We start from the raw sequence: 26,399 nt of genomic DNA, 5'->3' as shown, positions 1-26,399 counted from the left end.
GTATTTTTTCGAAACTGCCGGATTGTACTGAAAATTGGCTAGCAAACCAGCAAAATTACTCATTACACACAAAAAAAGCCGAGAACCTTTACGTTTCAGGCTCCCGGCTTTTTATATGTCGCTTACATACTAGTAAAAGGTGCAGTTCTCTTCAGCCATTTTCACCAATACATCTGCAGGTGCGAATTTATCACCTACGGAGCTAGCGTAATGATTCAAACGCTCAACAACATGTTTGATTCCTAACGTGTCCATATAACGGAAAGGACCGCCTAGGAAAGGTGGAAATCCGATACCAAAGATAGCACCAATGTCGCCATCACGGGCATTGCGAATAACACTCTCATCTAAACAACGAGCAGCTTCATTAAGCATCATAAGAACGCAGCGTTCAGCCACTTCTTTTTCACTTAATTTCGTTGACGGTGTTAAACCCAGGAGTGAGTAAATACTTTCATCTACTTCTTTACCTGGCTTCTTACCTTCATAGCTGTAAAAACCTTTTTGGTTCTTTTTACCTTTACGACCATCAGCCAGTACTTTATCGAAAGCTGAAGGCGCCGTAAAACGCTCTCCAAAGCTTTCTACTAGGAAAGGAATGATCTTAGTACCAACATCAATGCCTACTTCATCAAGTAACTTCACAGGCCCAACGGGGAAGCCAAACTTAACGAGGGACTTGTCGATGTGCTCTATAGGCTCACCAGCAAGAATTAAGCTAGCCGCTTCATTCATGTAAGGGGCTAAAATACGGTTAACATAAAAGCCTGCGCCGTCTTTAACAACGACGGGGGTTTTGCCCTGCTTTTTCGCAAATTCAACGGTAGATGAAATAACCTGATCCGACGTAGTTTCATGAGCGATAACTTCGGCTAATGGCATTTTATCTACAGGTGAAAAGTAATGAAGACCAATCACGTTTTCAGGGCGAGCTGATTTAGCAGCAATTTGGGTAATTGGAATAGAAGAAGTGTTAGAGGCAAAGATGGTGTTCTCTTTGCAGTTTTCTTCAATATCCGCGACCATTTTTTGCTTAAGATCTAAATCTTCAAATACCGCTTCAACCACAATATCGGTATCTTGGTAGCCGCTATAATCTAAGGTGCCAGTGATAAGCGACAGTTGCTTTTGCATTTCGCTACTACGCATGAAGCGCTTCTTCACTTTCTTATTCAAAATGTCGTAGCTGTACTTCATCGCGTTAGCAATGCCTTCAGGGCGAACATCTTTAATACGAACAGGTACGCCGGCTTTAGTAGAGGTTACAAACGCAATACCCCCGCCCATTAATCCGCCGCCTAGTACGCCAACTTTTTTCATCTTCTCTGGCGCTACGCCTTCAATACCGTTTTCTTTCTTCATGTCGGTAGTCGCGAAGAAAATCTGACGCAATTGAAAAGATTCAGGTGTCATCACTAACTTACCGAATGCTTCCGCTTCAGCTTTAAGGCCAGCTTCAACGCCATCACGCATGCCAGTTTCGATGACATCAATAATGTAACCTGGCGCAGGATAGTTACCTTTAGTTTTAGCAAACGTTGCTTCGCGCGCTTTTTTGAACATCATGCCGCGGCCTGGGCCGGTATTTTCAAGCATTTTGTCCATCACGCTTTTTTGCGGCGCTTCGCGCTCAGGCTTACGTTTAAGGGCGAACTGCTCAGCCACTTTTAGCAACACGCTTTGCGGTACTACATCATCAACAATGCCGTACTTTTTCGCTTGCTTTGCCCGTGCTGGTGCACCAGTAAGCATCATTTTCATGGCTTGCTGTATACCAATTAAACGAGGTAGTCGCTGTGTTCCACCACTTCCAGGCAATAAGCCAAGTTGAACTTCAGGAAGCCCTACCTGAGTGCTGGGAGAGTCGGTACAAATTCGATAATGACACGCTAGGGCTAGTTCTAAACCACCGCCAAGTGCTGGGCCATTTATGGCTGCAACAAAGGTTGCTTTCATGCGTTCGATACGCTCAAAAATAGCTTGGCCGCCAGCCGCGATGGTGGTGGCATCTTCTGCAGTATTACAAGCAGCTAGCATGCTAATATCGGCACCGGCTACAAACGAATTTGCTTTACCACTTACCAGCACAACACCTTTAATACTGGTATCAGTATCAATGTCATCCAGCATGGCAGATATTTCATCGCCAAAAGCGGCTTTTAGCGTATTCATAGACTCACCAGGTACATCCATGGTGAGTATGGCAACGCCATTGTCTTGCTTGGTTAACGTAAATGCACCAGATGTTGCTTGAACGTCATTTGTCATTGTTGTGTCCTGACTCATATTATTCTGTCTCCACAATCATAGCTGCACCTAAACCACCCGCTGCACAAGCGGTTAGTAGACCAGTACCACCACCGCGACGGTTAAGTTCGTTAAGCATTTGGGTAATCATTCGCGTGCCTGTTGCCGCAAACGGGTGACCGTAAGCAATAGAACTTCCCATAACGTTAAATTTGTCCATGTCGATTTCACCGGTAGCTTTTGCACGACCAAGTTTTTCTTGGGCAAATTTATCGCTGGCGAACATTTTTACGTTCGAAAGTGTCTGCGCGGCAAAAGCTTCATGCATTTCGATAAGCGTAATATCGTTTAATGTCATGCCTGCACGATCTAGCGCAATTGGCGTGGCGTAAGATGGCCCCATCAACATGTCTTCCCATACATCAATGGCAGAGAAAGCATAACTCTTAAGATAACCTAATGGCTTATAGCCCAATTCTTTAGCACGGCATTCCGTCATCATAATAACAGCTGAAGCACCATCAGTTAGCGGGGTAGCGTTAGCCGCAGTTACTGTACCGTATTTTTTATCAAAAACAGGGCGAAGCTTGGCATAGCCTTCAAGCTTAGAATCGAAACGTACGTTGTTGTCGCGAGATAACGCACCTTTGTACGGTTCTGCGTAAGCGGTCATTACTTCACTGTCTAATTTACCCTCTTCCCAGCTTTGCGCGGCAAAACTGTGTGAACGATGCGCAAGTGCGTCTTGTTCTTCACGTGAGATATGGTGGGATTTCGCCATTTGCTCAGCAGTTTGTCCCATAGACAAACCTGTTGAGTATTCTGCAACCGCTGGCGGCACAGGCGCTAAATCTTTAAGGCCTAAACGCTTAAAGATATTAAACTTCTGACCCAAAGTTTTGGTTTTTTGAAGATCGACCAATGCGCGCGCTAGGTTTTTAGATACACCAATTGGCGATACAGACGTAGAGTCAGCACCACCAGCAATACCTACCTGAACGTGGCCAGCCATCATACTTTCGGCAATATTAACGGTAGACTGGAAGCTGGTTGCACATGCACGAGAGACGCTGTAAGCATCAGTATGCACATTCATGCCAGTACCCAATACGATTTCACGGGCGATATTCGGCGCTTCAGGCATTTGAACAACCTGACCATAGACAACCTGATCAACCCATTCTTTTTGAATGCCATGGCGAACGAGCAGTTCGTTTACGACCATTTTACCTAAATCGACAGCGGGAACACCGTGGAAGTATGTCGCCATTTTTGCAAACGGAGTACGTAACCCCGCCACAATGGCGATACGATCACCCTCGCGGGTAGTAACAGATTGTCTTGTTGACATAATGCACCTAAATTAAGGACCACGGGAAATAAGTGGTCTGACCTGTAATAAACCCAATTTTTACAAACAATGAACAAAATAGCAAATTATCAACGTTCACGGACAGTTTTCAGCCTATTTGTGTCGAATAATCGTCGCCTATCTGAAAATTAGATGTTTTTAACGACTTGAACTAGACGACAAGGGAACCATATAAGAAAAACATAGTCTGTTTTATGCCAATTTATCTACTCGTAACATACATTTGGGCGAGTTAATTGGTTTACTTTTCCTGATAACTAGAATTTCAACGGAATAATTGCATTATGGCAGCGGAACAATTTCAGCAACTGCAGAAGTATTTAGATCAGCAAATCATTGGTCAAAGTGCACTTACCAAAAGCCTCCTTATTGCGCTTTTAGCTGATGGGCACCTTTTAGTAGAAGGGCCTCCAGGTCTAGCAAAAACCAGAGCAATTAACGCGCTTGCTAATGGTATCGACGGTGATTTTCATCGCGTTCAGTTTACCCCTGATTTACTGCCTGCTGATTTAACCGGCACTGATATTTATCGCCCTGAAACCGGTGAATTTGTTTTTCAAAAAGGCCCACTATTTCACAACTTAGTATTGGCTGATGAAATAAACCGTGCTCCAGCTAAAGTACAGTCGGCGCTGCTAGAAGCTATGGCTGAGCGCCAAATAACGGTAGGCAGCAAGACCTACCCGCTTCCCCCTTTATTCTTGGTAATGGCGACACAGAACCCTCTAGAACAAGAAGGGACTTACCCATTACCAGAAGCTCAGCTCGATCGCTTTTTAATGCACGTCGATATTGATTATCCAGATGCCGAAACAGAGTTAGAGATTTTGCGTTTGACCCGCGGAGAAGCATTATCAGTTCCGCCGGTAACGCCGCCTAAATTAACCCAGCAAGATATCTTCTCTTCACGTAATGAAGCGCTAGCACTACATATGGCGCCCGAACTTGAGCAGTATTTAGTGCAATTGGTGATGGCTACCAGACAGCCAGCTAAGTTTGATGCAAATCTTGCCGAATGGATTGCGATGGGCACTAGCCCTCGTGCCACCATCAGTTTAGACAGATGCGCACGTGCACACGCTTGGTTGAGTGGCAGAGATTTTGTTGGCCCTGATGATATTCAAGCGGTGGTACATAATGTACTTCGCCATCGCATTATTTTGTCTTATCACGCAGAAGCACAAGGCATTACTATGAATGATGTGCTTAACCAAATTGTTGCTACCGTAGCTGTTCCATAAACGATGAGTGATGTTCATTCGCAGTTAGCGTTACTGCAAACCAACGGGGTTAATTTGTCTACTGCTGAACTATTGCGGTATCAGCAGTTGGCAAAACTATTTAGTCTTTCTCCTAAGCGCTCGCCACAAGCTCGCCTTGCAGGCAGCTATTTGACCAAGCACAAAGGTCGAGGCATGGAGTTTGACGAGGCTAGACATTACCAACCAGGTGACGACATTCGTGCAATCGACTGGCGTGTTACCGCCCGCACCGGTAAAACCCACACCAAAATATATCGTGAAGAGCGAGAACGCCCTGTATTTTTGTTTTGCGACTTCTCCCCTTCAATGATGTTTGGCACACGGTTACTGACTAAGTCTATGCAGGTTGCCCATATCTGTTCGTTAATAAGTTGGTCTGCAGCTGCTCACGGCGACAAAGTAGGCGCATTACTATTTAACCAAAGCCAGCACAAAGAAGTGAAGCCCCTTGCTCGTAAACGGGCTGTTTTGCATATTTGTCACGAATTGATGGACTTGCACGCCACCAGCCATGAACAGTTGGCGAATAAAGAAGCCGATACCCAATCCTTTGCCGATGCCTGTGCTCGACTTCGTCGTTTGGCTCGCCCAGGTAGCTTAGTGTATCTACTGTCTGATTTTCAGCATTTAGGCAGTGCGGCTCAGCAACATTTAAGTCAGCTTTCACGCCATTGCGAAGTGAGAGCCATTATAGTTGACGATCCTATTGAGCATACACTGCCTCAAACTCGCTCCATTCAACGGGTAAGTGTTTCCGATGGCATTAACCAACAGCGATGGTTATTAGGTGACAGAAAAGAAGAAGATACCTATCAACGTTGGCGTGAACAACAAAACAGTGTAATGGAACAATCACTTAAACAAGCTAATATTTCTCGTTACCATATTTCTGCGGGTCTGCCTATTGATACCCAAATTCAAGGCATGCAACAGGAGCGCTTTTGATGCAATCAGCCCAAGGTATGCCGCAAACCGATCCTCTTGCACAGCTTAAAGATATACATGTTCCTGACAATGTAGACGTCTGGCCTCTGGACTGGGGCTGGTGGTGCTTAATTGCGTTATTTTTAGCGGGGGCAATAAGCCTCATTGTTTATCTCGTCAAAAAGCATAAATTTAACAAGCCCCGTCGCGATGCACTAAAACTGCTTGGAAGTATCTCATCTTCAGATGAAAACTGGCCTATGCAAATCAACAATGTATTAAAACGTACCGCCGTGACGTATTTTACGCCCCAACAAGTTGCAGGGCTTTATGGTAACAGTTGGCATGAGTTTCTATTGAAAACGCTGCCAGACAGACGCAAAAATACGATGAGCGATTCACTATCAACGCTGCATTCGCAGCAGTACGTGCCCAAATGCGATAACAAACATTTTAACGAATGTAGTAAAGCTGCAAATGCGTGGGTGAAACACTTTAAAGTCACCTCGCCTTCGAATAATAAGAGATTGCGCGCTTCACAACAGCCATCATCGTTTGAACAGCAAAAAGGTAAGGAGGCAACCCATGCTTGAGTTCGCATGGTGGTGGGCTTTGTTCCTACTCCCCCTTCCTTTACTTGTTCGATACCTAGTGCCGGCAAAACCCCAGCACGTAATGGCTGCCCTACAAGTGCCTGCTTTAAGGCCGGGTATTCAAGAAACGCCATCACCGCTTAAAAGTAGCAAAATCCCGGTCGTTATTGCATCGCTAATTTGGCTCTGCGTGGTTATCGCAGCAGCACGTCCTCAATGGCTAGGTGAGCCAATTAGCATTCCAAGTGAAGGCCGAGAGATGATGTTGGCGGTAGATTTATCCGGCAGTATGAAAATTGACGACATGGAATTAAATGGCAGGCAAGTGAATCGTCTGACCATGACAAAGTCTGTGCTGTACGATTTTATCCAGCGCCGCGTGGGTGACCGTTTAGGCTTAATATTGTTTGCTGATACCGCTTATCTTCAAGCGCCACTTACTTATGACAGAGACACTGTTTCTACTTTACTGAGCGAATCCGTGATTGGTTTGGTGGGAGAACAAACCGCTATTGGCGATGCTATCGGTTTGGCTGTTAAACGGTTTGATGCAAAAGACGAATCGAACAATGTGCTTATTTTGCTTACCGATGGGCAAAATACCGCAGGTTTCATTACCCCTGAGCAAGCAAAAGAGTTGGCAGTAAATAAAAAAGTGAAGGTTTACACCATTGGCGTAGGCGCAGATAAAATGCTTATTCAAAGTTTCTTTGGTAGCCGACAGGTGAATCCCTCTCAAGAGTTAGATGAAGACATGTTAAGTGACCTTGCTACCTCAACTGGTGGTCAATACTTCCGTGCTAGAGACGTAAAAGAGCTAGAAGCCATTTATGCAAAATTAGACGCGCTAGAACCTATCCAAGGTGAAGCGAGGAAAATGCGACCGCTAACAGCCCTCTTCTACTTTCCATTGGCGGTAGCCTTTGCTTTATCTGCCTTATGGGCATTAATAATGATTGGAAGTACATTGATTAAATCACTGTCACGCACACCTATTTCATCTAGCGATAAAAAGGAAAGTGTGTAATGGAAGACTTTACTAACAATGTCCATTTTTTGCGACCCGAGTGGTTTATAGCGCTTATTCCCGCGCTTATTCTCTATATAGCCCTTAAGCGAAATACGTCGAAAAAGTCGGGCTGGCAGTCGGTTATTCCGTCACATCTCTATCAGCATATGGTGGTAGGGAAATTTACGAAAGGACAGAAGCCCCCATTCTGGCTGCTTGCATTAGGATGGTTGCTTGCCGTTGTTGCCTTAGCAGGCCCTACATGGGAACGGCTACCGCAACCGGTTTACCAACTGAAAATGGGGCATGTCATCGTAATGGATATGTCGTTGTCGATGCGCGCTACCGACATTACCCCAGATAGACTTACCCGCGCTAAATATAAAGCCATTGATCTTGTAAACCAGATTGGTGAGGGTGAAATGGGATTAGTGGCCTATGCAGGCGACGCGTTTGTAGTGAGCCCACTCACTCAAGATGCAGCTAACATCACCACCCTACTTCCGAGCTTGTCACCGGAAATCATGCCCGTTCCTGGCAGCGACCCTTTGTTAGGCGTTGAAACCGCTGCTGAGTTATTGACGAACGCGGGCTACAGCAAGGGTATGATTTACTGGATAACCGATGGTATTGATTTACGCCAGCAACAGGAGCTTCAAGAATACGTTGCCGACTTATCTTTCACCTTAAATGCACTTGCTGTAGGTACAGATGACGGTGCCCCTATAAGGCAGATAACAGGTGAGTTACTTAAAGATAGAAGTGGCGCTATTGTGATCCCTAAACTTAATAGCAGTGCAGTCAATGCTATTGTCCGTGCTAGCGGCGGTAAATTTAGTGAAATCACCACTAATGATGACGATATTACTTCACTCGCTTCCTTGTCGTTACTCGATAGAGACAGCGAATCTGAGGAAGATGCGAGTGATACTGAAGGCGACCAATGGCGCGAGTTTGGCCCCTATCTATTATTGGGTTTACTTCCCTTAATAGCCCTTGGGTTTAGGCGCGGATTAGTGTTTGCAGTCATAGCAGCCATCTACATGCCGATGAGCAGTGAATCAGTAATGGCGCAATCTGTCGCCCAAGAACCACCGTCAGAGAATTCGACTTCCCCTTCTGTGTCGTGGTGGAAAAAACCTTTTTTAAATGCCAATCAAGAAGGGTTAGCAAACTACGCTGATAACGCATTTAATGAAGCAGCATCTACTTTTGAAGACCCTGCTTGGCAAGGCGCGGCACATTACAAGGCCGGCGACTACGAACAGGCACTTGTCGCTTATCAACAACAAGGCGGTATTGAAGGTTTGTACAACCAAGGCAATGCATTGGCTCGGTTAGGCAAGCTAGATGAGGCCATCGCCAAATATGATGAAGTGTTATCACTAGATGCTAATTATCAAGATGCTGCAGAAAATAAAGCATTATTGGAACAGTTGAAGCAGCAACAAGAAGAACAAGAACAGCAAAATCAAGAAAATCAGCAATCGAATGAGGGTGACAACCAACAAGATTCTGGTGAAGGTGAAAATCAAGAAGGTAGCGACGATAGTAGCCAAGATAGCCAAAGTAATGATGGTTCAAACAGTGAAGACTCATCTGACGAAAATAGCGAGCAGAACGCGGCTGATAATCAGAATGCTAACGATGAAAATGATAGCCAAAATGATCCCCAATCTTCACAAAATGAAGGGGGTGAACAAGATGATACCCAGAACCCAAATGAGTCGGACGCGCAAAATGGTGCCAACGGTGAAGAAAACGACAAAGAAGACTCAGGCGCCCCTCAAAATACTGGAAATGAAGAAGGTACCGATGAAACCCAGCAAGAAACCGATGCAGCTATGGCTCAAGCTGGTGAGATGACAGATGCTGAAAAAGAACAACAGCAACGTCTTGAAAATTTAATGCGCAGAGTACCAGATGACCCCGCGTTCTTATTAAAACGAAAAATGCAATTAGAAGCGCAGAAGCGCCAAAGACAACGCATGCCTTCAAATCGGAGTGATTGGTAGATGAAAGCAATTTTATTCACTACAACCCTTTTCTTACTTTTACGCAGCATGGTTGTGCTGGCAGATGTGACTTCGGTTGAAGCCACCATCGATAAAAATCCGGTTATGCTTGATGAGGCTATTCGGTTAACCGTTGTGGCAAATGGCGGCGCAGATCGGGAGTCTTTTGATAGCTCAATATTACTAAAAGACTTCGTTGTTGGTAGAACATCGGTGAGCAGTCAAACATCTATTGTGAACTTTGATACCAAGAAAACAACGACCTGGACTACCACCCTCTTTCCGCGTAAAGAAGGTACGTTCACCATACCGCCTATAAGCATAGAAGGTAAAAAAACAGCGCCTATGTCGGTGAATGTTATTCCGGTTCAACAGTCTGATAATGTCGCGCGCGATTACTTTGTAACTACCGATATTGATTTAAAAGAAGCCTTTTTAAACCAACAGCTTTTCTATACCATAAAACTGCATTTGGCGACGAATATTGAGCGCGGTAGTTTGCAATCACCCACCATGCAAAACGCCGAAATAAAGCAGTTAGGTGATGACAAACAATATACCGACATTGTAAATGGTAGACGTTACCAAATTATTGAACGCCAGTTTGCCATTGTGCCCCAAGCATCAGGTGAATTTACCATTAGAGGGCCAGTTTTCACTGCAGAAGTGGCTGCCGCTAATACCAATCAACGTTTCGGTCTATTCAATCGAACTCAGCAAGTTAACCGTGTTGGACCCGACATTACGGTAAATATTAAACCGATTCCCGCGGGTATTGATTACCCCTGGTTACCCTCTGAAATGGCGCGGGTTGATGAAGAGTGGCCTCAAGGCGATGCCTTTGTAGTTGGCGAGCCTATTACTCGCGTGGTCACGCTTACGGCCCTAGGCGTGGTGGAAGAACAGTTACCAGAAATACCGGAGTTTTACCCTCCCCACTTTAAGTTGTATCCAGATCAATCCTCCACTACCACGGTAGAAAAAGACAGTACACTGATTGCACAGCGCAAAAGCTCACTGGCGGTGATCCCAACTCAAGCAGGCAGTTTTGTATTACCGGAAGTGACTATTCCTTGGTTTAATACCTTAACCGAGCAAACAGAGTATGCGACCATCCCTGCCCGCACAGTCACTGTTCAAGCAGCCAACGTTCAACCAGATGCTGGGGCAACGTCACCTACTATGCCTACACAGTCAGGTTTTGATAATCAACCGGCTAGTAACGCGACTTCAATTACCGCTAATCGAGCCGGAGCAACTGAAAGTGATAGCGGGCTAAATAGTGAATCACAACATTCAGTAGCCAATAATGGCGAAGCGCAAACTCCCCATTACTTAACTTGGCTATTTGCAGCCCTCTGGGTGATCACGGCTATCGCTTGGATAGTGACTTATCTAATGCAAAGAAGACAAAAAACAAATTATACGGCCGCTTCCGCTAATACTTTTTCAGTAGCGAATTCAGGTGATGAAGCGGCGGCATTTAAGTCGTTAATGGCGTCAGTAAAAGCGAGCAATACATCGGCAATTACACCAGCATTGCAAGCCTGGTTGAAGTGTTTATACCCCAATCAAAGAGGATTTATAAATCCATCCGACCACGGCGCAACTAGCGAGATTCAGTCTCATTTGAATGCATTGCAGCAAACACGGTTTAGTCAGTCGAAAAGCGATTGGAAACCCGAATCAATGCAAAGCGCAATTAAAAACGCCAGAGATTCTTGGTTAAAAAACAAGAAATCTGGTAAAAATACCTTAATTAATTTGTACCCCTCTACCTAGATACTGCGCAAAGGAAAGGCGCTTTACTTGGACTGCTAGGCACGAGTGGCTTAATAATAGGCATTAACTCGTGCCAAGGGTTACGAATTTAAAGATAAAGCTAAAAAATAGACGGTAGCAATACTACCGCGACCACCTAACCAGGAGAACTCATGAAAGCACCACTGTTATCGCTATCCCCCATTGCTATTGCAATGCTTGGGCTAATGGCATGTTCACCCGCGCCTGAAACAAACCAAACCACCAAGCAACCGGCCCCAGCAATAGAAACTGAAACTCAAACTGACTCCGTACGGGTTAATGCTTTTTTTGAGCGTACTTTCGAAGAAGACCTTAAAAGCTCGCCAATGTTTCAAAGCTACCTAGGCATTAAGTGGGACTACGACAAGTGGAATGATGTTTCGGAGGAGCAAAAAGAAAAGAACATAGCGAAAGCAAAAAATCGCCTAGAAACCATTGAAAGTTTTGATACTAGTACGCTGAGCGAGCAAGAGAAGTTGAGCCTACGATTATACAAGTTAGGTATCGAACGCGATTTAGCCAACGATGAGTTCCGCCATCATACCTATGTAGTACATCAATTTCGTGCCGCACATACGCAGGTGCCTAGTTTCTTAATTAATATACACGGCGTAAAAAGCAAAGAAGACGCCCAAGCTTATATAAGCCGTTTAGACAATGTGAGCGAGTATTTCAAGCAAGTCATTAGTCAGATGAAGCTACGTGAGCAAGCTGGCGTATTCCCCCCTGCTTGGGCTTATGATCAGATGATTGCTGCATCACAAAACGTGGTTACAGGCGCCCCTTTTGATACCAGCGATACGCCTTCCACTATTTGGGAAGACTTTAATGCCAAGGTTAATAACCTTGAGCTTGATGATGTAGAGAAAACAACCTTGTTGGGTGAAGCAAAAGCTGCGCTAGTTACTTCTGTTATGCCGGCTTACAAAGACTTTATTCAAGAATTAGAACATCAAAAAACCATTACCCCTGAAGGTGATGGTGTATGGCGCTTGCCTGATGGCGATAAATGGTATCAGAACCGCTTAAACTGGTTTACTACCACTGATTTAACCGCCGATGAAGTGCATCAAATAGGCCTTGATAATGTTGAGCGTATCCATACAGCTATGCGCGATATTATGAAAAAGGTGGAATTTGAAGGCACGTTGCAAGAGTTCTTCGTATTTATGCGTGAAGATGAACAATTTTATCTTCCTGCCACTGAAGCCGGACGTCAACAATATTTAGATGACGCAACAAAAGCCATTGACGATATGCGCGACGCACTACCAGATTACTTTGGCATTCTTCCTAAAGCGCCAATGGTGGTTAAACGTGTTGAAGCGTTCCGTGAGCAATCAGCCGGTAAGGCGTTTTACCAAAGCCCTGCGCAAGATGGCAGCCGCCCAGGCACTTATTACGCAAACCTTTACGACATGAGCGCAATGCCAACCTATCAACTAGAAGCATTGGCGTACCATGAAGGTATTCCAGGTCACCATATGCAACGCGCAATTGCACAAGAGCTGGAGGGTGTGCCTCAGTTCCAAAAATTCTTAAGCTTTACGGCCTACACCGAAGGTTGGGGGCTTTATTCCGAAGAGCTTGCTAGAGATATGGGCTTCTACCAAGACCCTTACTCTGACTTTGGCCGCCTTGCGATGGAATTATGGCGTGCATGCCGACTGGTTGTTGATACCGGTATTCATGCTAAAAAGTGGAGTCGCGAAGAAGCGGTAACCTACTTAGTTGAAAATACGCCTAACCCAGAATACGATGCACAAAAAGCGATTGAGCGCTATATCGCCATGCCAGGTCAAGCAACAGCCTACATGATTGGCAAGCTTAAAATTATGGAACTTAGAGAAAAAGCGATGGCTGAGCTAGGTGATAATTTCGACTGGGCCGGATTCCATGATGAAGTACTTAAGCATGGGCCTGTTCCGCTTTCAATCTTAGAAGAAAACATCGATGCTTGGATAGCCAGTAAGAAAGTAGGCTAAATCTGTAATATATTTTTAAACGCCTTTGTATTAAATCGGTGCGCTAGGCGATTTAATAACTAGGATTAGTGAGAATTAAAGCAGCCTTTAGGATAAGCCTTATGGCTGCTTTTTTTATGCCATAATAAAAAAAATAAAAAATAGCGGATTTTTTATGTTTGCACGAAATAGATCTGGAAGTAGTCGGGTCTTATCCAACATGAAAGCAAAACACAAACGATACGAAGCGCTCGTCAATGCGTTTCATGCAGATATATTTCGCTACGCGTACTGGCTGGTTAAAGACCGCTCGGTGGCGGAAGATATTGTGCAAGAAACCTTTTTAAGAGCATGGCGCTCACTCGACTCACTCAATGATGAAAAAGCGGCCAAGTCATGGTTAATTACCATATTGCGCCGCGAGAATGCGCGACGCTTTGAGCGCAAACAATTCGATACTGTCGATATCGATGATGTGTCGGTGCATGATGAAACTCAAGATGCAGAAGGCGATGTTCAAGACCGAGAGCTACACCGTTTATTGGGTGGGCTAAGTGACGAATACCGCGAGCCTCTGGTCTTGCAGCTTATATTTGGTTTTAGCGGTGATGAAATATCACAGCAACTGAATTTGAATAAAAATACCGTGATGACACGATTATTCCGTGCAAGAAACCAATTGAGAGAGGCATTAGAAAGGCAAAATGAACAGAGAGGTCAGGCAAATGGATGAATTAGAATTTAGGCGTCGAATTTACGCCGATCCAGAAACCACTGACAGTGATGTTATCGCCGCAGCGAAAGCTGATGAAAGCAAACGTAAATTCTGGAACGAACAAAAGCAATTCGATAAGCAGTTAAAACAAGCGGTAAAAGTAGATGTACCTGAAGACTTGAAGCATAAGCTCATCTGGCAGCAGTCGGCAAATGAATTTGCAAGCTATCAGAAAAGAAGTCGCTGGTATGTGGCCATGGCCGCCAGTATTGCCTTTACGGTGGGAATAGGTTTTACCATGTGGTATCACCAGCCGGTTAGTATTGGCGGGCAAGCACTTGCGCATATGCAATACGCAGAAACTGAGCGGGCGCATTCATTATTGCCAGTAGATTTAGAGCAAGTAAATGCAAAACTCGCCAGCTTTGGTGGCAGCTTTACAGACATGATTGGTGATGTTGAAGTGGTAAACTACTGTCACTTAAGCACAGTAAGAAGTTTGCACCTTATTGTTGATACCCCGCAAGGTAAAATGTCAGTGTTTATCGTGCCCGAGCGCGGTGATGTGAGAGTACCGGCTGAGTTTGAAGACAAGCAATACCATGGCGAAAGCATAAAAATGCATCACGCTAATATTATGGTGGTTGGTAATAAAGGTGCTGACTTAACTGAAATGAAAAAAGCCGTTACCGACAAGATTCACTTTTCTGCCTAGCCTATTCTGTATTAGCTTTGGCTGTTTTAGCTAAGATTGAATAGTTTAACGGTATTCAGTAAACCCATTTTTTATCGGCCCTAGCGGCCGATTTTTTATACCTGTGTATATGATTAGCTATATTTACATGACGTCGGATATTTCAACACTGAGCAGCTTACTTTATACTATCGACTAATAAGAATAACATCTGGTTTCGTTTTCGCTGCTATAGAGCTAATCCTAGCGGTAGTAAGAAAACGAGTATTACCCTATGAATATACGCTTTAGCCGTGCGGCTTCACCTCTATTTCACTTCTTTTTTCAGAAGACCCGCTTCTGTCTTTTCGTAGTAATAGTCTCTCTTACCTCCGTTAATGCTGTTGCAAACAACTTTCTTAGCGAAGAAGAGAAATTTCGCAAATTAGGCAATCTTGTTAACACCGTCATGTATATGTGGAATAGCCCTCCTGGGCTGAATAATGATGAGATTACTCAATTAATCATAGCGAGCGAAATTCAACAGGACTCATCAGCGATTGGAAAGGTAATCAAAACCGTTCTTTACCACTTAGACGCTTCTTTATCTACATCAGGCTCGAAGCTTCCCTTAGATTTGGTTGACGAAGCATCGCCAGATGATTGGACGTATCTCAAGAACATTAATGCAAGTCGGTATTTTGCTTTAAAAGCAGTCTTTATTATGTATAAAACTGCGAATGCGCATTTAGAAACTAGTGAACGTTTAGAATATAGTATTCCCCTACTCTATTCGCTCAAACAAGAAGCCTTAAAAACCACAGATCATCATGCGGTCGCCATTACTAGCATCTGGCTTGCTATGGAATACTCCGAAATAAACCAAATGAAAGCGGTCGTGGAAATTGAATATGCACTGCCCTTTTTGAAACATTTCGATAAAGAGTACAACCTAGAGACTGCACTTAATAAAAGAATGGCGCATTCATGGCTCGCCGATGCTTACACCAATCTAAATATTTATAGTCGCGCTGTCGCTCACCAGAAATTCGTCATAGAAGATAGCAAGGAACATGATATTGCGACGTCATACGTTTATGTCGGATTAATCAATAGTCTAAACCACTTACAAAGATTTGACGATGCTTTCACAATGGTGGACGAATCAGAGCTAGTTTCTATCGAAAATCGAAGTGTTCAACAAACGCTATTCAGTTTATGGTTAAGAGTCAGTGTTTACCTTCACCGAGATAAACAGGGCGATCGTGAGAAAATAGCGGCGCTAACTGAAAACTTATCTCATTTTGAGGGTGTTACACTTCCCACAGACATAAATCTATTGCCCGTGTTATCTTCTCTTCAAGCAACGCACTTGGCACTTAAAGGCAGTGGCACTGAATTTGAAATGGCTATGGATGCGTTAACGTCGGATTTTGATTTACAAGCCAAGAATTCTTCTTACAGTTCGTCAATTTTGCTAACCAAGCACGCCCATCTTAGGGATCTACATAGATTAAGGGGAAATTTCAAAAAAGCGCTTTTCCATCAACATCGATACGATTTTCTTAGAAACCAGCCAAATAGATCAGTTAAACACTTGGATGAAATAAACATCGATTCACCGTTGCAACGAGACATTACCATTAACAAGTTGCAAGAAATGGCACGATTAAAAGACAAACAAACCTTAAAGTTAAAAGCGGAGCGATTCCAAGCTCTCACTTTTGCGTTAGTTGCCGTGATGTCGACGTTTTTACTATTCTGGTTTTGGCGTAGACAGCGCTCCCGTGCTCAAGCTAGTGAAATTGATGATTTGACTGGTGCTCTTGTCAGGAGGGCCATGTTTAAGGCAATTGCGAAACCTATGTCTAGCAAGGTGACATCTTGTTTAGTGCTTCTCGACTTGGACCATTTCAAAAAAGTAAATGACAGGTACGGTCATGTGGTAGGTGATGAAGTACTAACCAAATTTGGGAAAGTTGTCCGCCAACGAATTAGAAAGACAGATAAGTTCTGCCGCTATGGCGGGGAAGAATTCTTATTGTATCTACACGATACAACAGAAGAAAACGCGAAAGCCTTGCTAGAAGACGTAAAAATTTCGATAGAGAGCCATCAAGATTGGTCAACAACTGAGGCGACTTTCAGTGCCAGCTTCTCGGCCGGTGTCATTCAGGTAAAAAGTGAGCGAAATATCAATAAGATTATAAAGGCATGCGATAACTTGCTCTACCGCGCCAAAAGTGCCGGTAGAGGTAAGATAGAAACCATGACGTTCCCCGCTTATTTGAACGAGAATTTATAACATTCACTCCCATTTTGAATCTGTCAGCTTTCTGAATTTAGCAAACTTTATTGGGGTTTATACGTACTCAAGATATTCAAGGTTAATGACTTACGTAGAGAGTCTTTGCTATTGATGGTAGCATTGCATGAAAAAACATAGGGAATTTATATGGCTACGGGTACGATCATTTCATTGGGACTCTATTTTGCTGTCATGCTGGGTATCGGTCTTTTCGCTTACCGGCAAACAGATACGAATGTAGAAGGCTACATGTTAGGTGGCCGGCAACTCGGCCCTGCGGTTACTGCGCTATCAGCTGGTGCATCAGACATGAGCGGATGGATGCTCATGGGTCTTCCCGGTGCGATGTACGTTTCAGGTCTTTCCGCTGCGTGGATAGCCGTTGGCCTTGTACTTGGTGCATTAGCCAATTACATTTTAGTTGCTCCTCGTTTGAGGGTTTACACCGAGGTTGCTAATAATTCGATTACCCTTCCTGATTATTTTGAAAACCGTTTTGCTGACAACTCTCGATTACTTCGTGTTATTGCCTCTGTGGTTATTGTTATTTTCTTTACCCTTTATACTTCGTCGGGCGTAGTCGCTGGCGGAAAGCTATTTGAGACCTCATTCGGTCTTTCCTACGAAGTTGGCTTATATGTAACTGCAGGCGTAGTAGTTGCTTACACACTAGTAGGCGGCTTTATGGCGGTGAGCATGACCGATTTCGTGCAAGGCTGTATCATGTTCATATCATTGATACTCGTGCCTGCAGTGGTCATCACTGAACTTGGTGGTATAGGCGCTTCTATTAACGCCCTGGATAGTATCAATCCAGCCCTCTTCAATGCCTTTATGGATGCGTCTACTAATGAGGCCATCTCGGTTATTGGTATCATATCCCTGATGTCTTGGGGTTTTGGTTATTTCGGACAACCACACATTATTGTACGTTTTATGGCAATCCGTTCTGTTGAAGACATTCCCACCGCACGTAGAATCGGCATGAGTTGGATGATAGTTTCTATTATTGGTGCGCTCATGACAGGCTTGTTTGGGCTGGCCTACGTTACTGGTAATGGAAATAGTATCGACCCTGAAACCATTTTTATCTACCTTTCACAAATCCTGTTCCACCCACTTATTGGTGGATTCCTACTTGCGGCTATTTTAGCGGCCATTATGAGTACTATTTCTTCACAGTTATTAGTGACATCAAGTTCTCTGACGAGTGATTTTTACCAAGCATTTATCAGACGTGATGCGTCCGATAAAGAGTTAGTAATTGCTGGGCGCGGCAGTGTGGTAGCTGTTGCCTTGGTCGCTATATTTCTCGCTTATGACAGAGACAGCAGTATTCTAGATTTGGTGAGTAATGCATGGGCAGGCTTTGGTGCTGCATTTGGCCCGCTAGTATTATTCAGCTTGTTTAAACGTGAAATGACCCGTCGTGCAGCCCTTGGCGGTATGGTTGTAGGTGCAGTGACCGTATTATTATGGATTTACCTACCAGTGACAATTAATGGAGAATCGTTAGGAAGCTGGATGTACGAAATTGTACCTGGGTTCATTCTATCTAGTCTGACCATTTTAATATTGAGCAAATCAGGGTCGCCTCGAGAAGGGGTACTTGAAACCTTCGATGCTTTTCAGAAGAAACTTGAATCTCATCGGTAACTCGCTTAAACCTTTTAATTAGCTAGTCAATAACATCGCCAAAAGCCCCGTACAACGGGGCTTTTTTATACATTCCTCAAACTGTATTAAGCGCCCTTTTCTCACTGCAGTAGCTACTGATTATGCGTCTTGGCCGACAGATAAGACCGCGCTTATGCCCAATTTATATGACACTTTTATTTCTTGGTATAAGCCAGCTATTTTAAATAGCAAAATCGCATACTACATTGAGAATTAAATGTGTTATTGTTCTATGCATAAAAATAACTCGCATATAACTTAATCTTATATAACATAAATCGGACTCGAAAATGACTGCAAGTATCCCGTCTGTTACGCATCTGAAACAACTCGAAGCCGAGAGTATTCAAATTTTCCGTGAAGTTGCTGCGGAGTTTGATAATCCGGTAATGCTTTATTCTGTTGGAAAAGACTCTTCGGTGTTGTTGCATTTAGCGCGCAAAGCTTTTGCTCCTGGTAAAATTCCATTTCCATTGCTTCACGTTGACACTACGTGGAAATTCCAAGAAATGATTGAGTTTCGTGACCAGCAAGCCAAGAAACATGGTTTCGATTTGCTAGTACACATTAATGAAGAAGGCGTTGAACAAGGCGTAGGCCCGTTCTCACATGGTTCAGCAAAGCACACTGATATCATGAAAACTGCTGCGCTTAAGCAAGCCTTAAACAAATATAAGTTTGATGCTGCCTTTGGTGGGGCGCGTCGTGACGAAGAAAAATCTCGCGCGAAAGAGCGTGTTTACTCATTCCGTGATAGCAACCACCGTTGGGATCCTAAAAACCAACGTCCTGAGCTTTGGAACATCTACAACTCGCAAGTTAACCCAGGTGAAAGCATCCGTGTATTCCCTATGTCTAACTGGACTGAGCTTGATATCTGGCAATACATTTACTTAGAAAACATCGACATTCCTCAGCTTTACTTGTCGAAACCTCGCCCTGTTGTAGAGCGTGATGGTGTATTGATTATGGTTGATGACGAACGTATGCCAATGAACGAAGGCGAAACGCCTGAAATGCGTTCAGTACGCTTCCGTACACTGGGTTGTTACCCATTAACTGGTGCGGTTGAATCTACTGCGGCTACCTTGCCAGAAGTAATTCAAGAAATGCTACTTACTAAGACTTCCGAGCGTCAAGGCCGCGTGATCGATCACGATAGTTCTGGCTCTATGGAGAAGAAGAAAATGGAAGGGTATTTCTAATGGCCACCGACAACGTTGTTTGGCACAAGCATGAGGTGAATAAAACCACCCGCGCTGCAAAGCTGAATCAATCGCCTCGCGTGTTCTGGCTTACCGGCCTAAGTGGTTCTGGCAAGTCGACGTTGGCCAACTTGCTTGAGAAGAAACTTCACGAGCAAGATAAGCACACTTACCTATTAGATGGTGACAACGTGCGTCATGGCTTGTGTGGCGACTTAGGCTTTAGCGATAAAGACCGCGTGGAAAATATTCGCAGAATTAGTGAAGTTGCAAAACTGTTTGTAGATTCTGGCACGCTGGTATTAACAGCGTTCATCTCTCCTTTTAAAGCGGATCGCGACTATTGCCGTGGCCTTTTAGAAGACGGTGAGTTCGTTGAAGTGTTTATCGACACACCTATCGAAGTGTGTGAAAAGCGCGACCCGAAAGGGCTTTATAAAAAAGCGCGTAGCGGTGAGATTAAAGATTTCACTGGTATCGACTCTGCTTATGAAGCACCGGAAAAGCCTGAGATACATTTAACGTATCAAGATGAACCTGCAGAGCAAACTGCTGAACGCTTATATGCGTTACTGCAAGAAAAAGGACTTGTGTAATGGCCCAGGCTAATACAATGACTAATACACTGGCACAAACCATTCTTCGCATTGCTAAAGAAGCAGGCGATAAGATAATGGCGATTTACGATAAAGATTTCGCCATTTACGAAAAACAAGATACTAGCCCGCTAACCGAAGCTGACTTGGCGGCGCACAACGTAATTGTTGATGCCCTTGGAAAAGAATCCGACCTTCCTATTTTATCGGAAGAGTCGGCAGATATTTCATGGGATGAGCGCAAACAATGGCAGTCTTACTGGCTTGTTGATCCGCTTGACGGCACGAAAGAATTCATTAAAAAGAATGGTGAATTCACGGTGAACATTGCGTTGATTGAAGACGGCAAACCTACCATGGGTGTGGTGTACGCACCAGCACTTAACAAAAGTTATGTAGGCATTGTGGGTGAAGGCGCATGGACTGAAATAGATGGCGAATTTACTGCTATTTCTGCACGTAAACACGATGGTGCTGAAGTATGGAAGATTGTAGGAAGTCGCTCTCACCAAAGCCCTGAAATTCAAAATTTACTGTCTCAATTAGAGGGTGAAACCGAATTAGTGGCCATGGGTAGTTCATTAAAGTTATGCCTAGTGGCTGAAGGTGAAGCTCACCTTTATCCTCGCTTAGGCCCAACATCTGAGTGGGACACAGGCGCAGCCCATGCTGTAGCCCTAGCCGCAGGTGCCAATGTAACTGTGCTAGACCCGAACGATCCGTTAAATGACAACGCCGACGCTCTTACTTACAACCAAAAAGAGTCTGTGTTAAACCCCTTTTTCCTTGTGAGCGCATAACATGAACAACGAAAACAATTTATTAAAGCAAGACATACTGTCTTACCTTGAGCAACACGAACAAAAAGACATGCTACGTTTCCTTACATGCGGAAGTGTAGATGACGGTAAAAGTACCCTAATCGGTCGCCTACTTCATGACTCAAAAATGATTTATGAAGACCAACTTGCTGCCATTACTAAAGACAGCAAAAAGTCAGGTACGACTGGCGAGAAAGTCGATTTAGCCTTATTGGTTGATGGCCTTCAGTCAGAACGTGAGCAAGGTATTACGATTGACGTAGCGTACCGCTACTTCTCTACTGATAAGCGTAAGTTTATTATTGCTGATACTCCAGGACATGAGCAGTACACACGTAACATGGTAACAGGCGCATCTACATGCGACCTTGCCATCATACTTGTTGACGCCCGTGGCGGTGTAAAAGTACAGACTAAACGTCACTCATTCCTCGTATCTTTGTTAGGTATTAAGCACGTTATTGTTGCTATCAACAAAATGGACTTGATGGATTACTCTGAAGAAGTGTACAACCAGATTAAGCAAGACTATCTGAAGTTTTCAGAGCAATTGGATATTCCAGATATTCAATTCGTACCACTTTCTGCACTTGAAGGTGACAACGTAGTAAACGTGAGCGAACACACACCATGGTTCGATGGTATTCCGCTTATGCAGATGCTAGAGAACACGAAAATTGGTGAAGACGATAATCACGATGATTTTCGCTTCCCTGTTCAATACGTTAACCGCCCTAACCTAGATTTTCGTGGCTTTGCAGGTACGGTGGTATCTGGTCAAATTGAACCAGGCGACGAAGTAACTGCACTTCCTTCTGGTAAAACGTCGAAAGTAAAATCAATTGTGACTTTTGAAGGCGACCAAGAGCGTGCTTACGTACCTCAAGCGGTTACCCTTACGCTGGAAGATGAAATTGATATTTCACGTGGCGACATGATTGTTAAGTCAGGTAACTTACCGCTACTTTCTACTCAATTTAAAACACATTTGGTATGGATGGACGAAGAGCCACTTATGCCAAACAAGCAGTTCTTGTTTAAGTTTGCGACCAAGTCAACAACAGGTGTTGTGTCTCATATCGATAACCAAATTGATGTGAACACCCTTGAAGAAAAAGACGCGATGCACCTTAACTTGAATGAAATTGGTGTGGTAGATGTGAAATTTACCCAATCCGTCGCGTGCGACCCGTACAAGCGTAATCGCCCTACTGGTTCTTTCATCGTTATTGATCGCATGACTAACAGTACTGTTGGCGCAGGTATGATCATTGATGAACTTGCTAAAGATGCACAACACGCTTCTCCAGACTTCTCAGAGTTTGAATTAGAGTTTAATGCGCTAGTACGTAAGCACTTCCCTCATTGGAGCGCTGTGGACATTAGCAAGCTGTAAAAGCAGGACTGGAAAATATATGGATATTAACCAGTTTATCGTGCTGGCGATTTTCGCCAGCACGATTTTTGCGCTGATTTTTTCAAATCAGCGCCCGTCTACTGTTTTTTCAGGCGCCGTGTTATTACTATTGGTTTCACAACAATTGTCACTTGATGACATTTTGTTGAACCTAACCAACAAAGGGCTGATTACCCTTGTCTTGCTGTTGCTCGTCAGCAGTGCAATAGATAAAACTGCGTTAATAAAGCGTATTGGTAGAAAACTAGTGAGTACGAGCTTCTCTAAGTCGTATTGGAAGTTGTTTTCACTCACCTTCATTTCATCAGCGCTGTTAAACAATACCGCTATTGTGGCCAGCCTTATAGGCCCTATTAAGCAAAACCAATATCACCCTGCTTCGCGTTTACTTATTCCGCTTTCTTATGCCGCTATTTTAGGTGGAACCGTTACCTTAATTGGTACTTCAACCAACCTGATTGTCGATAGCTTTTTACAAGAGCATGGACACCCTGGCTTTAACTTTTTCGACTTCACATTATACGGGCTAGTGGCCGGTTTAAGCTGCGGCGTACTGATGTTTGTGCTTACACCGTTACTGCCTAATATTGCGAACAAGAATGACAACTACCAAGAGTACATGGTGGAAGCTAAAGTAAATACGGGTTCAGAGCTCATTGGCAAAACCGTTGAACAAAACCACCTTCGTAACTTACCTGAATTATTTTTGGTTGAAGTGGTTCGCGACGGAAACCTTATTTCTCCCGTGGGCCCCGACTTAGTGATTGCAGAAAACGATAAACTTATCTTTACCGGCAATGTTCAAAAGCTTGATAACTTAAGCCACATAAAAGGGTTAACCACCTTTGCCGAAACCGATGGTATTTTGCGTGAAAGCTTAACGGAAGTGGTTGTGGCAAACCGCGCACAAATTATTGGGCAAACCATTAAAAACCTCGGTTTTAGGGCATTGTTCGATTCGGCCGTAGTGGCTATTCGCCGTGACGGCGAGCAACTATCAGGTAAGCTCGGTGAAATTAAGCTTAAAGCGGGTGATTTTCTGTTGCTTGCGGCTGGGCCAGATTTCAATACGCGACAAAATTTAAGTAAAAACTTCTTTATATTGTCTGAGCAGAAAATCTCTCGCCCGCTAACCAATCGACAGGAATGGATAACCCTTGGTGGATTTCTAACTGTAGTGACGTTAGCCGCGGCAGATATTATTTCACTTGCGATGGGTTTGTTGTTTTTGGCGGCTGTATTGATTGGCTCTAAGGTAACAAACAACGGTGAGATGAAGCGTAATTTACCGCTGAACCTTATTATTGTGATTGTTGGTGCGTTAAGCTTAGCCACCTCATTAGAGTCGTCGGGCGTTATTGCCATTTCGACTGCGCAGTTAATTCCCTACTTAGCCGACACCGATTGGTTTATTGCGTTAATCGTGGTGTATTTTACTACCCTACTGTTAACCGAATTTGTGACCAATAACGCAGCAGCTGCGCTCATGTTCCCCTTTGCATATGGGCTGGTTGAAATCATCGGTGCCCCACTTATGCCGTTTGCGTTATCGGTTGCTTTTGCAGCGAGTGCTAGCTTTATATCGCCGTTTGGATACCAAACTAACCTGTTAGTGTTTAATGCGGCTAATTATAAATTTAGCCACTTTATCCGAATAGGGTTACCTATCTCGCTACTGTATAGCGCAATCGTGCTCTGCTTATTGAACTTAACGTATTTAAGTCATTAAACGATACCCCCTTTACGAAGTATCAGTTACGCAATAGACGATGTTATCAAAAGGCCAGTATTTAATACTGGCCTTTTTACGTTTGTGGCATTGCTGTGAGCACGGTTAAGTTTCTCAACTAGGCTCTCGACACAAGTTTTTACTAAAAACAGGTACAGTTCTTTAAACAGCTCCTGTACTTAGCTTCGCTATATCAGTAACCTAACCCAAACGAATATAATATTTTATCTCGGAGCAACGGATGCAGTCAGTATCAAACCCCTTTCAAGCGTGTAACGATATATTCTTTCGGCCCAATGGCGTATTTAAAGCGGTTGGCGAAAAAAACAATTGGAGTTGGTTTCCTTTTCTTATTGTTATGATGATGACGTTGGCGTCTCAATATCTATACGTTAACTTCGTTGATATTGAATGGTTTGCGAATATTAATATTGCCGCCCAAGATGCAATGAGTCCCGCAGAAGAAGACCAAATGCGCGCCTTTTTCACCAGAAACACCCTAATGCTGACCCAATTACTAGGCGCATTCTTTGCACTTACTGTGGTTAACGCTATTTTTGCCGTTTATTTGAATTTAACGACACGCAGTGATGACAGTCACGTTTTTGGTTTTACAGACTGGTATGGCTTTACGTGGTGGGTATCTATGCCTTACGTAGTAACAGGCCTTATCGCGGCGACACTAATTATGTTTGCGAGCGATCATCAAATATCACCGGCAATACTTGCTCCACTGTCACTTTCTTACCTACTCGGTGTCGAAATGACATCACCATGGTTTGCATTTGCTCAAGCTATTCGTGTTGAGTTATTTTGGACTATCTATCTCACCATGGTAGGTATTACCCAATGGACCTCATTTTCTACGAAAAAGGCGGCAATTATTGCTTCTGCTCCATACGTAGTGATTTACGGTATTTGGGGTGTGTTCGCGCTTATCTAGTATGCTATACCACTTACAACGCGCTTCTTACACCTAAGCTTGGGGTAAGAAGCGCGTTGCAGGTACTAACACAAAAAGTGTGAGACCTTGTATTGAACTTACTGTGCTGAATTGACGATTTTGATTGAAGGGTGTTGGTTTAAGGGGATCGTCGCCAGTATGCCCTCATCAATCTATTATCAAAACGTCGTTATGTCGAAAAGCGGTAACTGAATAGAAGGTTTCGCCCCCGCCCTAAGGGGCCTAAAGTATTCACTATTGTTATAAAAAGCTTCATCTTGGTTTTCGTACCACCCTGGTACGCCAAGCAAAGGAATAGGCTTTAGTAGCGGAGCTTTGTTAAACGCATCAAGCTCAGTAATACGTTTCACCAACGATTTGTCTACCTCTCGGCGCTGTTCCCATTTATTCATCTCGCTAAACCCTTTAGGCACATTCACTGCCAACCACTTCCCCGTAAGTCCGATAAAAGGCGAGAGCATCATCTCAAGGTTTGCATGCCCAAAAATAAAGGGGGTCATGTGGGATCCCCACTCATGTCTATGAATAACAAAGCTATCCTGCCATTGATGTTGGGCTAACGTATTCAGCAACATGTTGGATTTACTGGCATCCCCTTCCTCAAGCGCCAGTACTACGCCGCATTCGTCAAAATGCGTAATGCGGTTTCGTCGCTCGGTTCTTGGGTGTGTGCCATGGTGCGCAATATCTTGCATGTGTAGCGTATTCAGTAACGCTTTTGTAGCGGGAAATTGTATCCAAATAAGTGCATTGAACAAATCATGCCAGCTATTTTCCCGCGTAGGTACGCAGTTATCACTCGCGATAATTTCTTCATAGTAACGGCTATCGTTTTCACTGCTGTTTGTATCACAGCTGTTATCACTTATCTTGTTAAGATCCCCTTGTGCTATAAACACAGGGCCCTGCCATTGCGGCTGAAATACTTCACGTAAACGATTGAGTTTTGCAGCACTAGGAAAGTCAGCGTCGTCTAATAACATAAACTCTTTCAACAGCGTATGTACGGGTAAAGACGCATTATCTTGAATATGGTGTTTACACCAAGGAGTAACAGGTATTGGCATACTTAATATTGGTTCGTCTTAAGGTTTTCTCTATACTG

At 43.9% G+C, this 26,399-nt stretch carries 20 protein-coding genes; 17 read left to right on the top strand and 3 right to left on the bottom strand.

Annotated features, from left to right (window positions below; genetic code table 11):
• Positions 1-129 precede the first annotated feature (129 nt).
• Together fadJ and fadI are read right to left on the bottom strand one after the other, a co-directional pair.
• On the bottom strand, positions 130-2,268 hold the full coding sequence (gene fadJ, locus FLAVO9R_RS06055) for a fatty acid oxidation complex subunit alpha FadJ (RefSeq protein WP_159529677.1): 2,139 nt from the start codon (positions 2,266-2,268) through the stop codon (positions 130-132).
• A 19-nt stretch (positions 2,269-2,287) separates the two neighbouring features.
• The gene (gene fadI, locus FLAVO9R_RS06050; protein ID WP_159529675.1) at positions 2,288-3,598 is read right to left on the bottom strand and encodes an acetyl-CoA C-acyltransferase FadI; all 1,311 of its coding nucleotides are present in this window, start codon (positions 3,596-3,598) and stop codon (positions 2,288-2,290) included.
• 305 nt (positions 3,599-3,903) lie between these two features.
• Here fadI and FLAVO9R_RS06045 point away from each other — a divergent pair, with 305 nt between their 5' ends.
• The 17 genes from FLAVO9R_RS06045 (at position 3,904) to FLAVO9R_RS05965 (ending at position 25,273) form a co-directional block, all read left to right on the top strand.
• Positions 3,904-4,860 (top strand): AAA family ATPase, encoded by a 957-nt coding sequence (locus tag FLAVO9R_RS06045; RefSeq protein WP_159529673.1) that lies wholly within the window; start codon positions 3,904-3,906, stop codon positions 4,858-4,860.
• A gap of 3 nt (positions 4,861-4,863) precedes the next feature.
• Positions 4,864-5,826: a DUF58 domain-containing protein gene (locus FLAVO9R_RS06040; RefSeq protein WP_159529671.1), complete on the top strand. Its 963-nt coding sequence runs from the start codon at positions 4,864-4,866 to the stop codon at positions 5,824-5,826.
• Positions 5,826-6,398, top strand: coding sequence for a DUF4381 domain-containing protein (locus tag FLAVO9R_RS06035; protein ID WP_159529669.1), 573 nt, complete (start codon positions 5,826-5,828; stop codon positions 6,396-6,398). The genes FLAVO9R_RS06040 and FLAVO9R_RS06035 overlap by 1 nt, the downstream gene beginning before the upstream one ends.
• Positions 6,391-7,425: a vWA domain-containing protein gene (locus tag FLAVO9R_RS06030; protein ID WP_159529667.1), complete on the top strand. Its 1,035-nt coding sequence runs from the start codon at positions 6,391-6,393 to the stop codon at positions 7,423-7,425. The genes FLAVO9R_RS06035 and FLAVO9R_RS06030 overlap by 8 nt, the downstream gene beginning before the upstream one ends.
• Positions 7,425-9,422 carry a vWA domain-containing protein gene (locus FLAVO9R_RS06025; RefSeq protein WP_159529665.1) on the top strand — a complete coding sequence of 666 codons (1,998 nt, stop codon included), beginning with the start codon at positions 7,425-7,427 and terminating at the stop codon, positions 9,420-9,422. Before FLAVO9R_RS06030 ends, FLAVO9R_RS06025 begins: the two co-directional genes overlap by 1 nt.
• Positions 9,423-11,204: a BatD family protein gene (locus FLAVO9R_RS06020; RefSeq protein ID WP_159529663.1), complete on the top strand. Its 1,782-nt coding sequence runs from the start codon at positions 9,423-9,425 to the stop codon at positions 11,202-11,204.
• Positions 11,205-11,356: 152 nt separating this feature from the next.
• Positions 11,357-13,210: a DUF885 domain-containing protein gene (locus FLAVO9R_RS06015; protein WP_159529661.1), complete on the top strand. Its 1,854-nt coding sequence runs from the start codon at positions 11,357-11,359 to the stop codon at positions 13,208-13,210.
• A 154-nt stretch (positions 13,211-13,364) separates the two neighbouring features.
• Complete coding sequence (locus FLAVO9R_RS06010; protein WP_129737289.1) at positions 13,365-13,922, top strand: sigma-70 family RNA polymerase sigma factor; 558 nt, start codon at positions 13,365-13,367, stop codon at positions 13,920-13,922.
• The gene (locus FLAVO9R_RS06005) at positions 13,894-14,619 is read left to right on the top strand and encodes a DUF3379 family protein (protein WP_232370588.1); all 726 of its coding nucleotides are present in this window, start codon (positions 13,894-13,896) and stop codon (positions 14,617-14,619) included. Before FLAVO9R_RS06010 ends, FLAVO9R_RS06005 begins: the two co-directional genes overlap by 29 nt.
• 253 nt (positions 14,620-14,872) lie before the next feature.
• On the top strand, positions 14,873-16,882 hold the full coding sequence (locus FLAVO9R_RS06000; protein WP_159529657.1) for a GGDEF domain-containing protein: 2,010 nt from the start codon (positions 14,873-14,875) through the stop codon (positions 16,880-16,882).
• 150 nt (positions 16,883-17,032) lie between these two features.
• Entirely contained in the window at positions 17,033-18,541 is a 1,509-nt protein-coding gene (putP, locus tag FLAVO9R_RS05995) for a sodium/proline symporter PutP (protein WP_159529655.1), read from the top strand.
• A gap of 311 nt (positions 18,542-18,852) precedes the next feature.
• Positions 18,853-19,767 carry a sulfate adenylyltransferase subunit CysD gene (cysD, locus tag FLAVO9R_RS05990; protein ID WP_013784935.1) on the top strand — a complete coding sequence of 305 codons (915 nt, stop codon included), beginning with the start codon at positions 18,853-18,855 and terminating at the stop codon, positions 19,765-19,767.
• Entirely contained in the window at positions 19,767-20,363 is a 597-nt protein-coding gene (gene cysC, locus FLAVO9R_RS05985) for an adenylyl-sulfate kinase (protein WP_159529653.1), read from the top strand. The genes cysD and cysC overlap by 1 nt, the downstream gene beginning before the upstream one ends.
• Positions 20,364-20,380: 17 nt before the next feature.
• Complete coding sequence (cysQ, locus tag FLAVO9R_RS05980; protein WP_129740574.1) at positions 20,381-21,163, top strand: 3'(2'),5'-bisphosphate nucleotidase CysQ; 783 nt, start codon at positions 20,381-20,383, stop codon at positions 21,161-21,163.
• 1 nt (position 21,164) lies between these two features.
• A complete protein-coding gene (gene cysN / locus FLAVO9R_RS05975; RefSeq protein WP_159529651.1) occupies positions 21,165-22,580 on the top strand; it encodes a sulfate adenylyltransferase subunit CysN in 1,416 nt (471 codons plus the stop codon).
• A 19-nt stretch (positions 22,581-22,599) separates the two neighbouring features.
• Positions 22,600-24,330 (top strand): SLC13 family permease, encoded by a 1,731-nt coding sequence (locus tag FLAVO9R_RS05970; protein ID WP_159529649.1) that lies wholly within the window; start codon positions 22,600-22,602, stop codon positions 24,328-24,330.
• A 241-nt stretch (positions 24,331-24,571) separates the two neighbouring features.
• Positions 24,572-25,273, top strand: a complete 702-nt coding sequence (locus tag FLAVO9R_RS05965; RefSeq protein WP_159529647.1) for a YIP1 family protein — start codon at positions 24,572-24,574, stop codon at positions 25,271-25,273.
• A gap of 179 nt (positions 25,274-25,452) precedes the next feature.
• Here the strand turns inward: FLAVO9R_RS05965 and FLAVO9R_RS05960 are convergent, their stop codons facing one another.
• The gene (locus FLAVO9R_RS05960) at positions 25,453-26,361 is read right to left on the bottom strand and encodes a DUF3025 domain-containing protein (protein WP_159529645.1); all 909 of its coding nucleotides are present in this window, start codon (positions 26,359-26,361) and stop codon (positions 25,453-25,455) included.
• Positions 26,362-26,399: the final 38 nt, after the last annotated feature.

Origin of the sequence: Alteromonas sp. 38, assembly GCF_902506055.1 — a bacterium.
GTDB lineage: Bacteria > Pseudomonadota > Gammaproteobacteria > Enterobacterales > Alteromonadaceae > Alteromonas > Alteromonas lipotrueae.
This window is presented reverse-complemented; position numbering and strand designations above follow the sequence as displayed.

Excerpts from the sequence above, each read along its gene's own strand:
- fadJ (WP_159529677.1), bottom strand. The coding sequence starts at position 2,268 with ATGACAAATGACGTTCAAGCAACATCTGGTGCATTTACGTTAACCAAG.
- fadI (WP_159529675.1), bottom strand. The coding sequence starts at position 3,598 with ATGTCAACAAGACAATCTGTTACTACCCGCGAGGGTGATCGTATCGCC.
- FLAVO9R_RS06045 (WP_159529673.1), top strand. The coding sequence starts at position 3,904 with ATGGCAGCGGAACAATTTCAGCAACTGCAGAAGTATTTAGATCAGCAA.
- FLAVO9R_RS06040 (WP_159529671.1), top strand. The coding sequence starts at position 4,864 with ATGAGTGATGTTCATTCGCAGTTAGCGTTACTGCAAACCAACGGGGTT.
- FLAVO9R_RS06035 (WP_159529669.1), top strand. The coding sequence starts at position 5,826 with ATGCAATCAGCCCAAGGTATGCCGCAAACCGATCCTCTTGCACAGCTT.
- FLAVO9R_RS06030 (WP_159529667.1), top strand. The coding sequence starts at position 6,391 with ATGCTTGAGTTCGCATGGTGGTGGGCTTTGTTCCTACTCCCCCTTCCT.
- FLAVO9R_RS06025 (WP_159529665.1), top strand. The coding sequence starts at position 7,425 with ATGGAAGACTTTACTAACAATGTCCATTTTTTGCGACCCGAGTGGTTT.
- FLAVO9R_RS06020 (WP_159529663.1), top strand. The coding sequence starts at position 9,423 with ATGAAAGCAATTTTATTCACTACAACCCTTTTCTTACTTTTACGCAGC.
- FLAVO9R_RS06015 (WP_159529661.1), top strand. The coding sequence starts at position 11,357 with ATGAAAGCACCACTGTTATCGCTATCCCCCATTGCTATTGCAATGCTT.
- FLAVO9R_RS06010 (WP_129737289.1), top strand. The coding sequence starts at position 13,365 with ATGTTTGCACGAAATAGATCTGGAAGTAGTCGGGTCTTATCCAACATG.
- FLAVO9R_RS06005 (WP_232370588.1), top strand. The coding sequence starts at position 13,894 with ATGAACAGAGAGGTCAGGCAAATGGATGAATTAGAATTTAGGCGTCGA.
- FLAVO9R_RS06000 (WP_159529657.1), top strand. The coding sequence starts at position 14,873 with ATGAATATACGCTTTAGCCGTGCGGCTTCACCTCTATTTCACTTCTTT.
- putP (WP_159529655.1), top strand. The coding sequence starts at position 17,033 with ATGGCTACGGGTACGATCATTTCATTGGGACTCTATTTTGCTGTCATG.
- cysD (WP_013784935.1), top strand. The coding sequence starts at position 18,853 with ATGACTGCAAGTATCCCGTCTGTTACGCATCTGAAACAACTCGAAGCC.
- cysC (WP_159529653.1), top strand. The coding sequence starts at position 19,767 with ATGGCCACCGACAACGTTGTTTGGCACAAGCATGAGGTGAATAAAACC.
- cysQ (WP_129740574.1), top strand. The coding sequence starts at position 20,381 with ATGACTAATACACTGGCACAAACCATTCTTCGCATTGCTAAAGAAGCA.
- cysN (WP_159529651.1), top strand. The coding sequence starts at position 21,165 with ATGAACAACGAAAACAATTTATTAAAGCAAGACATACTGTCTTACCTT.
- FLAVO9R_RS05970 (WP_159529649.1), top strand. The coding sequence starts at position 22,600 with ATGGATATTAACCAGTTTATCGTGCTGGCGATTTTCGCCAGCACGATT.
- FLAVO9R_RS05965 (WP_159529647.1), top strand. The coding sequence starts at position 24,572 with ATGCAGTCAGTATCAAACCCCTTTCAAGCGTGTAACGATATATTCTTT.
- FLAVO9R_RS05960 (WP_159529645.1), bottom strand. The coding sequence starts at position 26,361 with ATGCCAATACCTGTTACTCCTTGGTGTAAACACCATATTCAAGATAAT.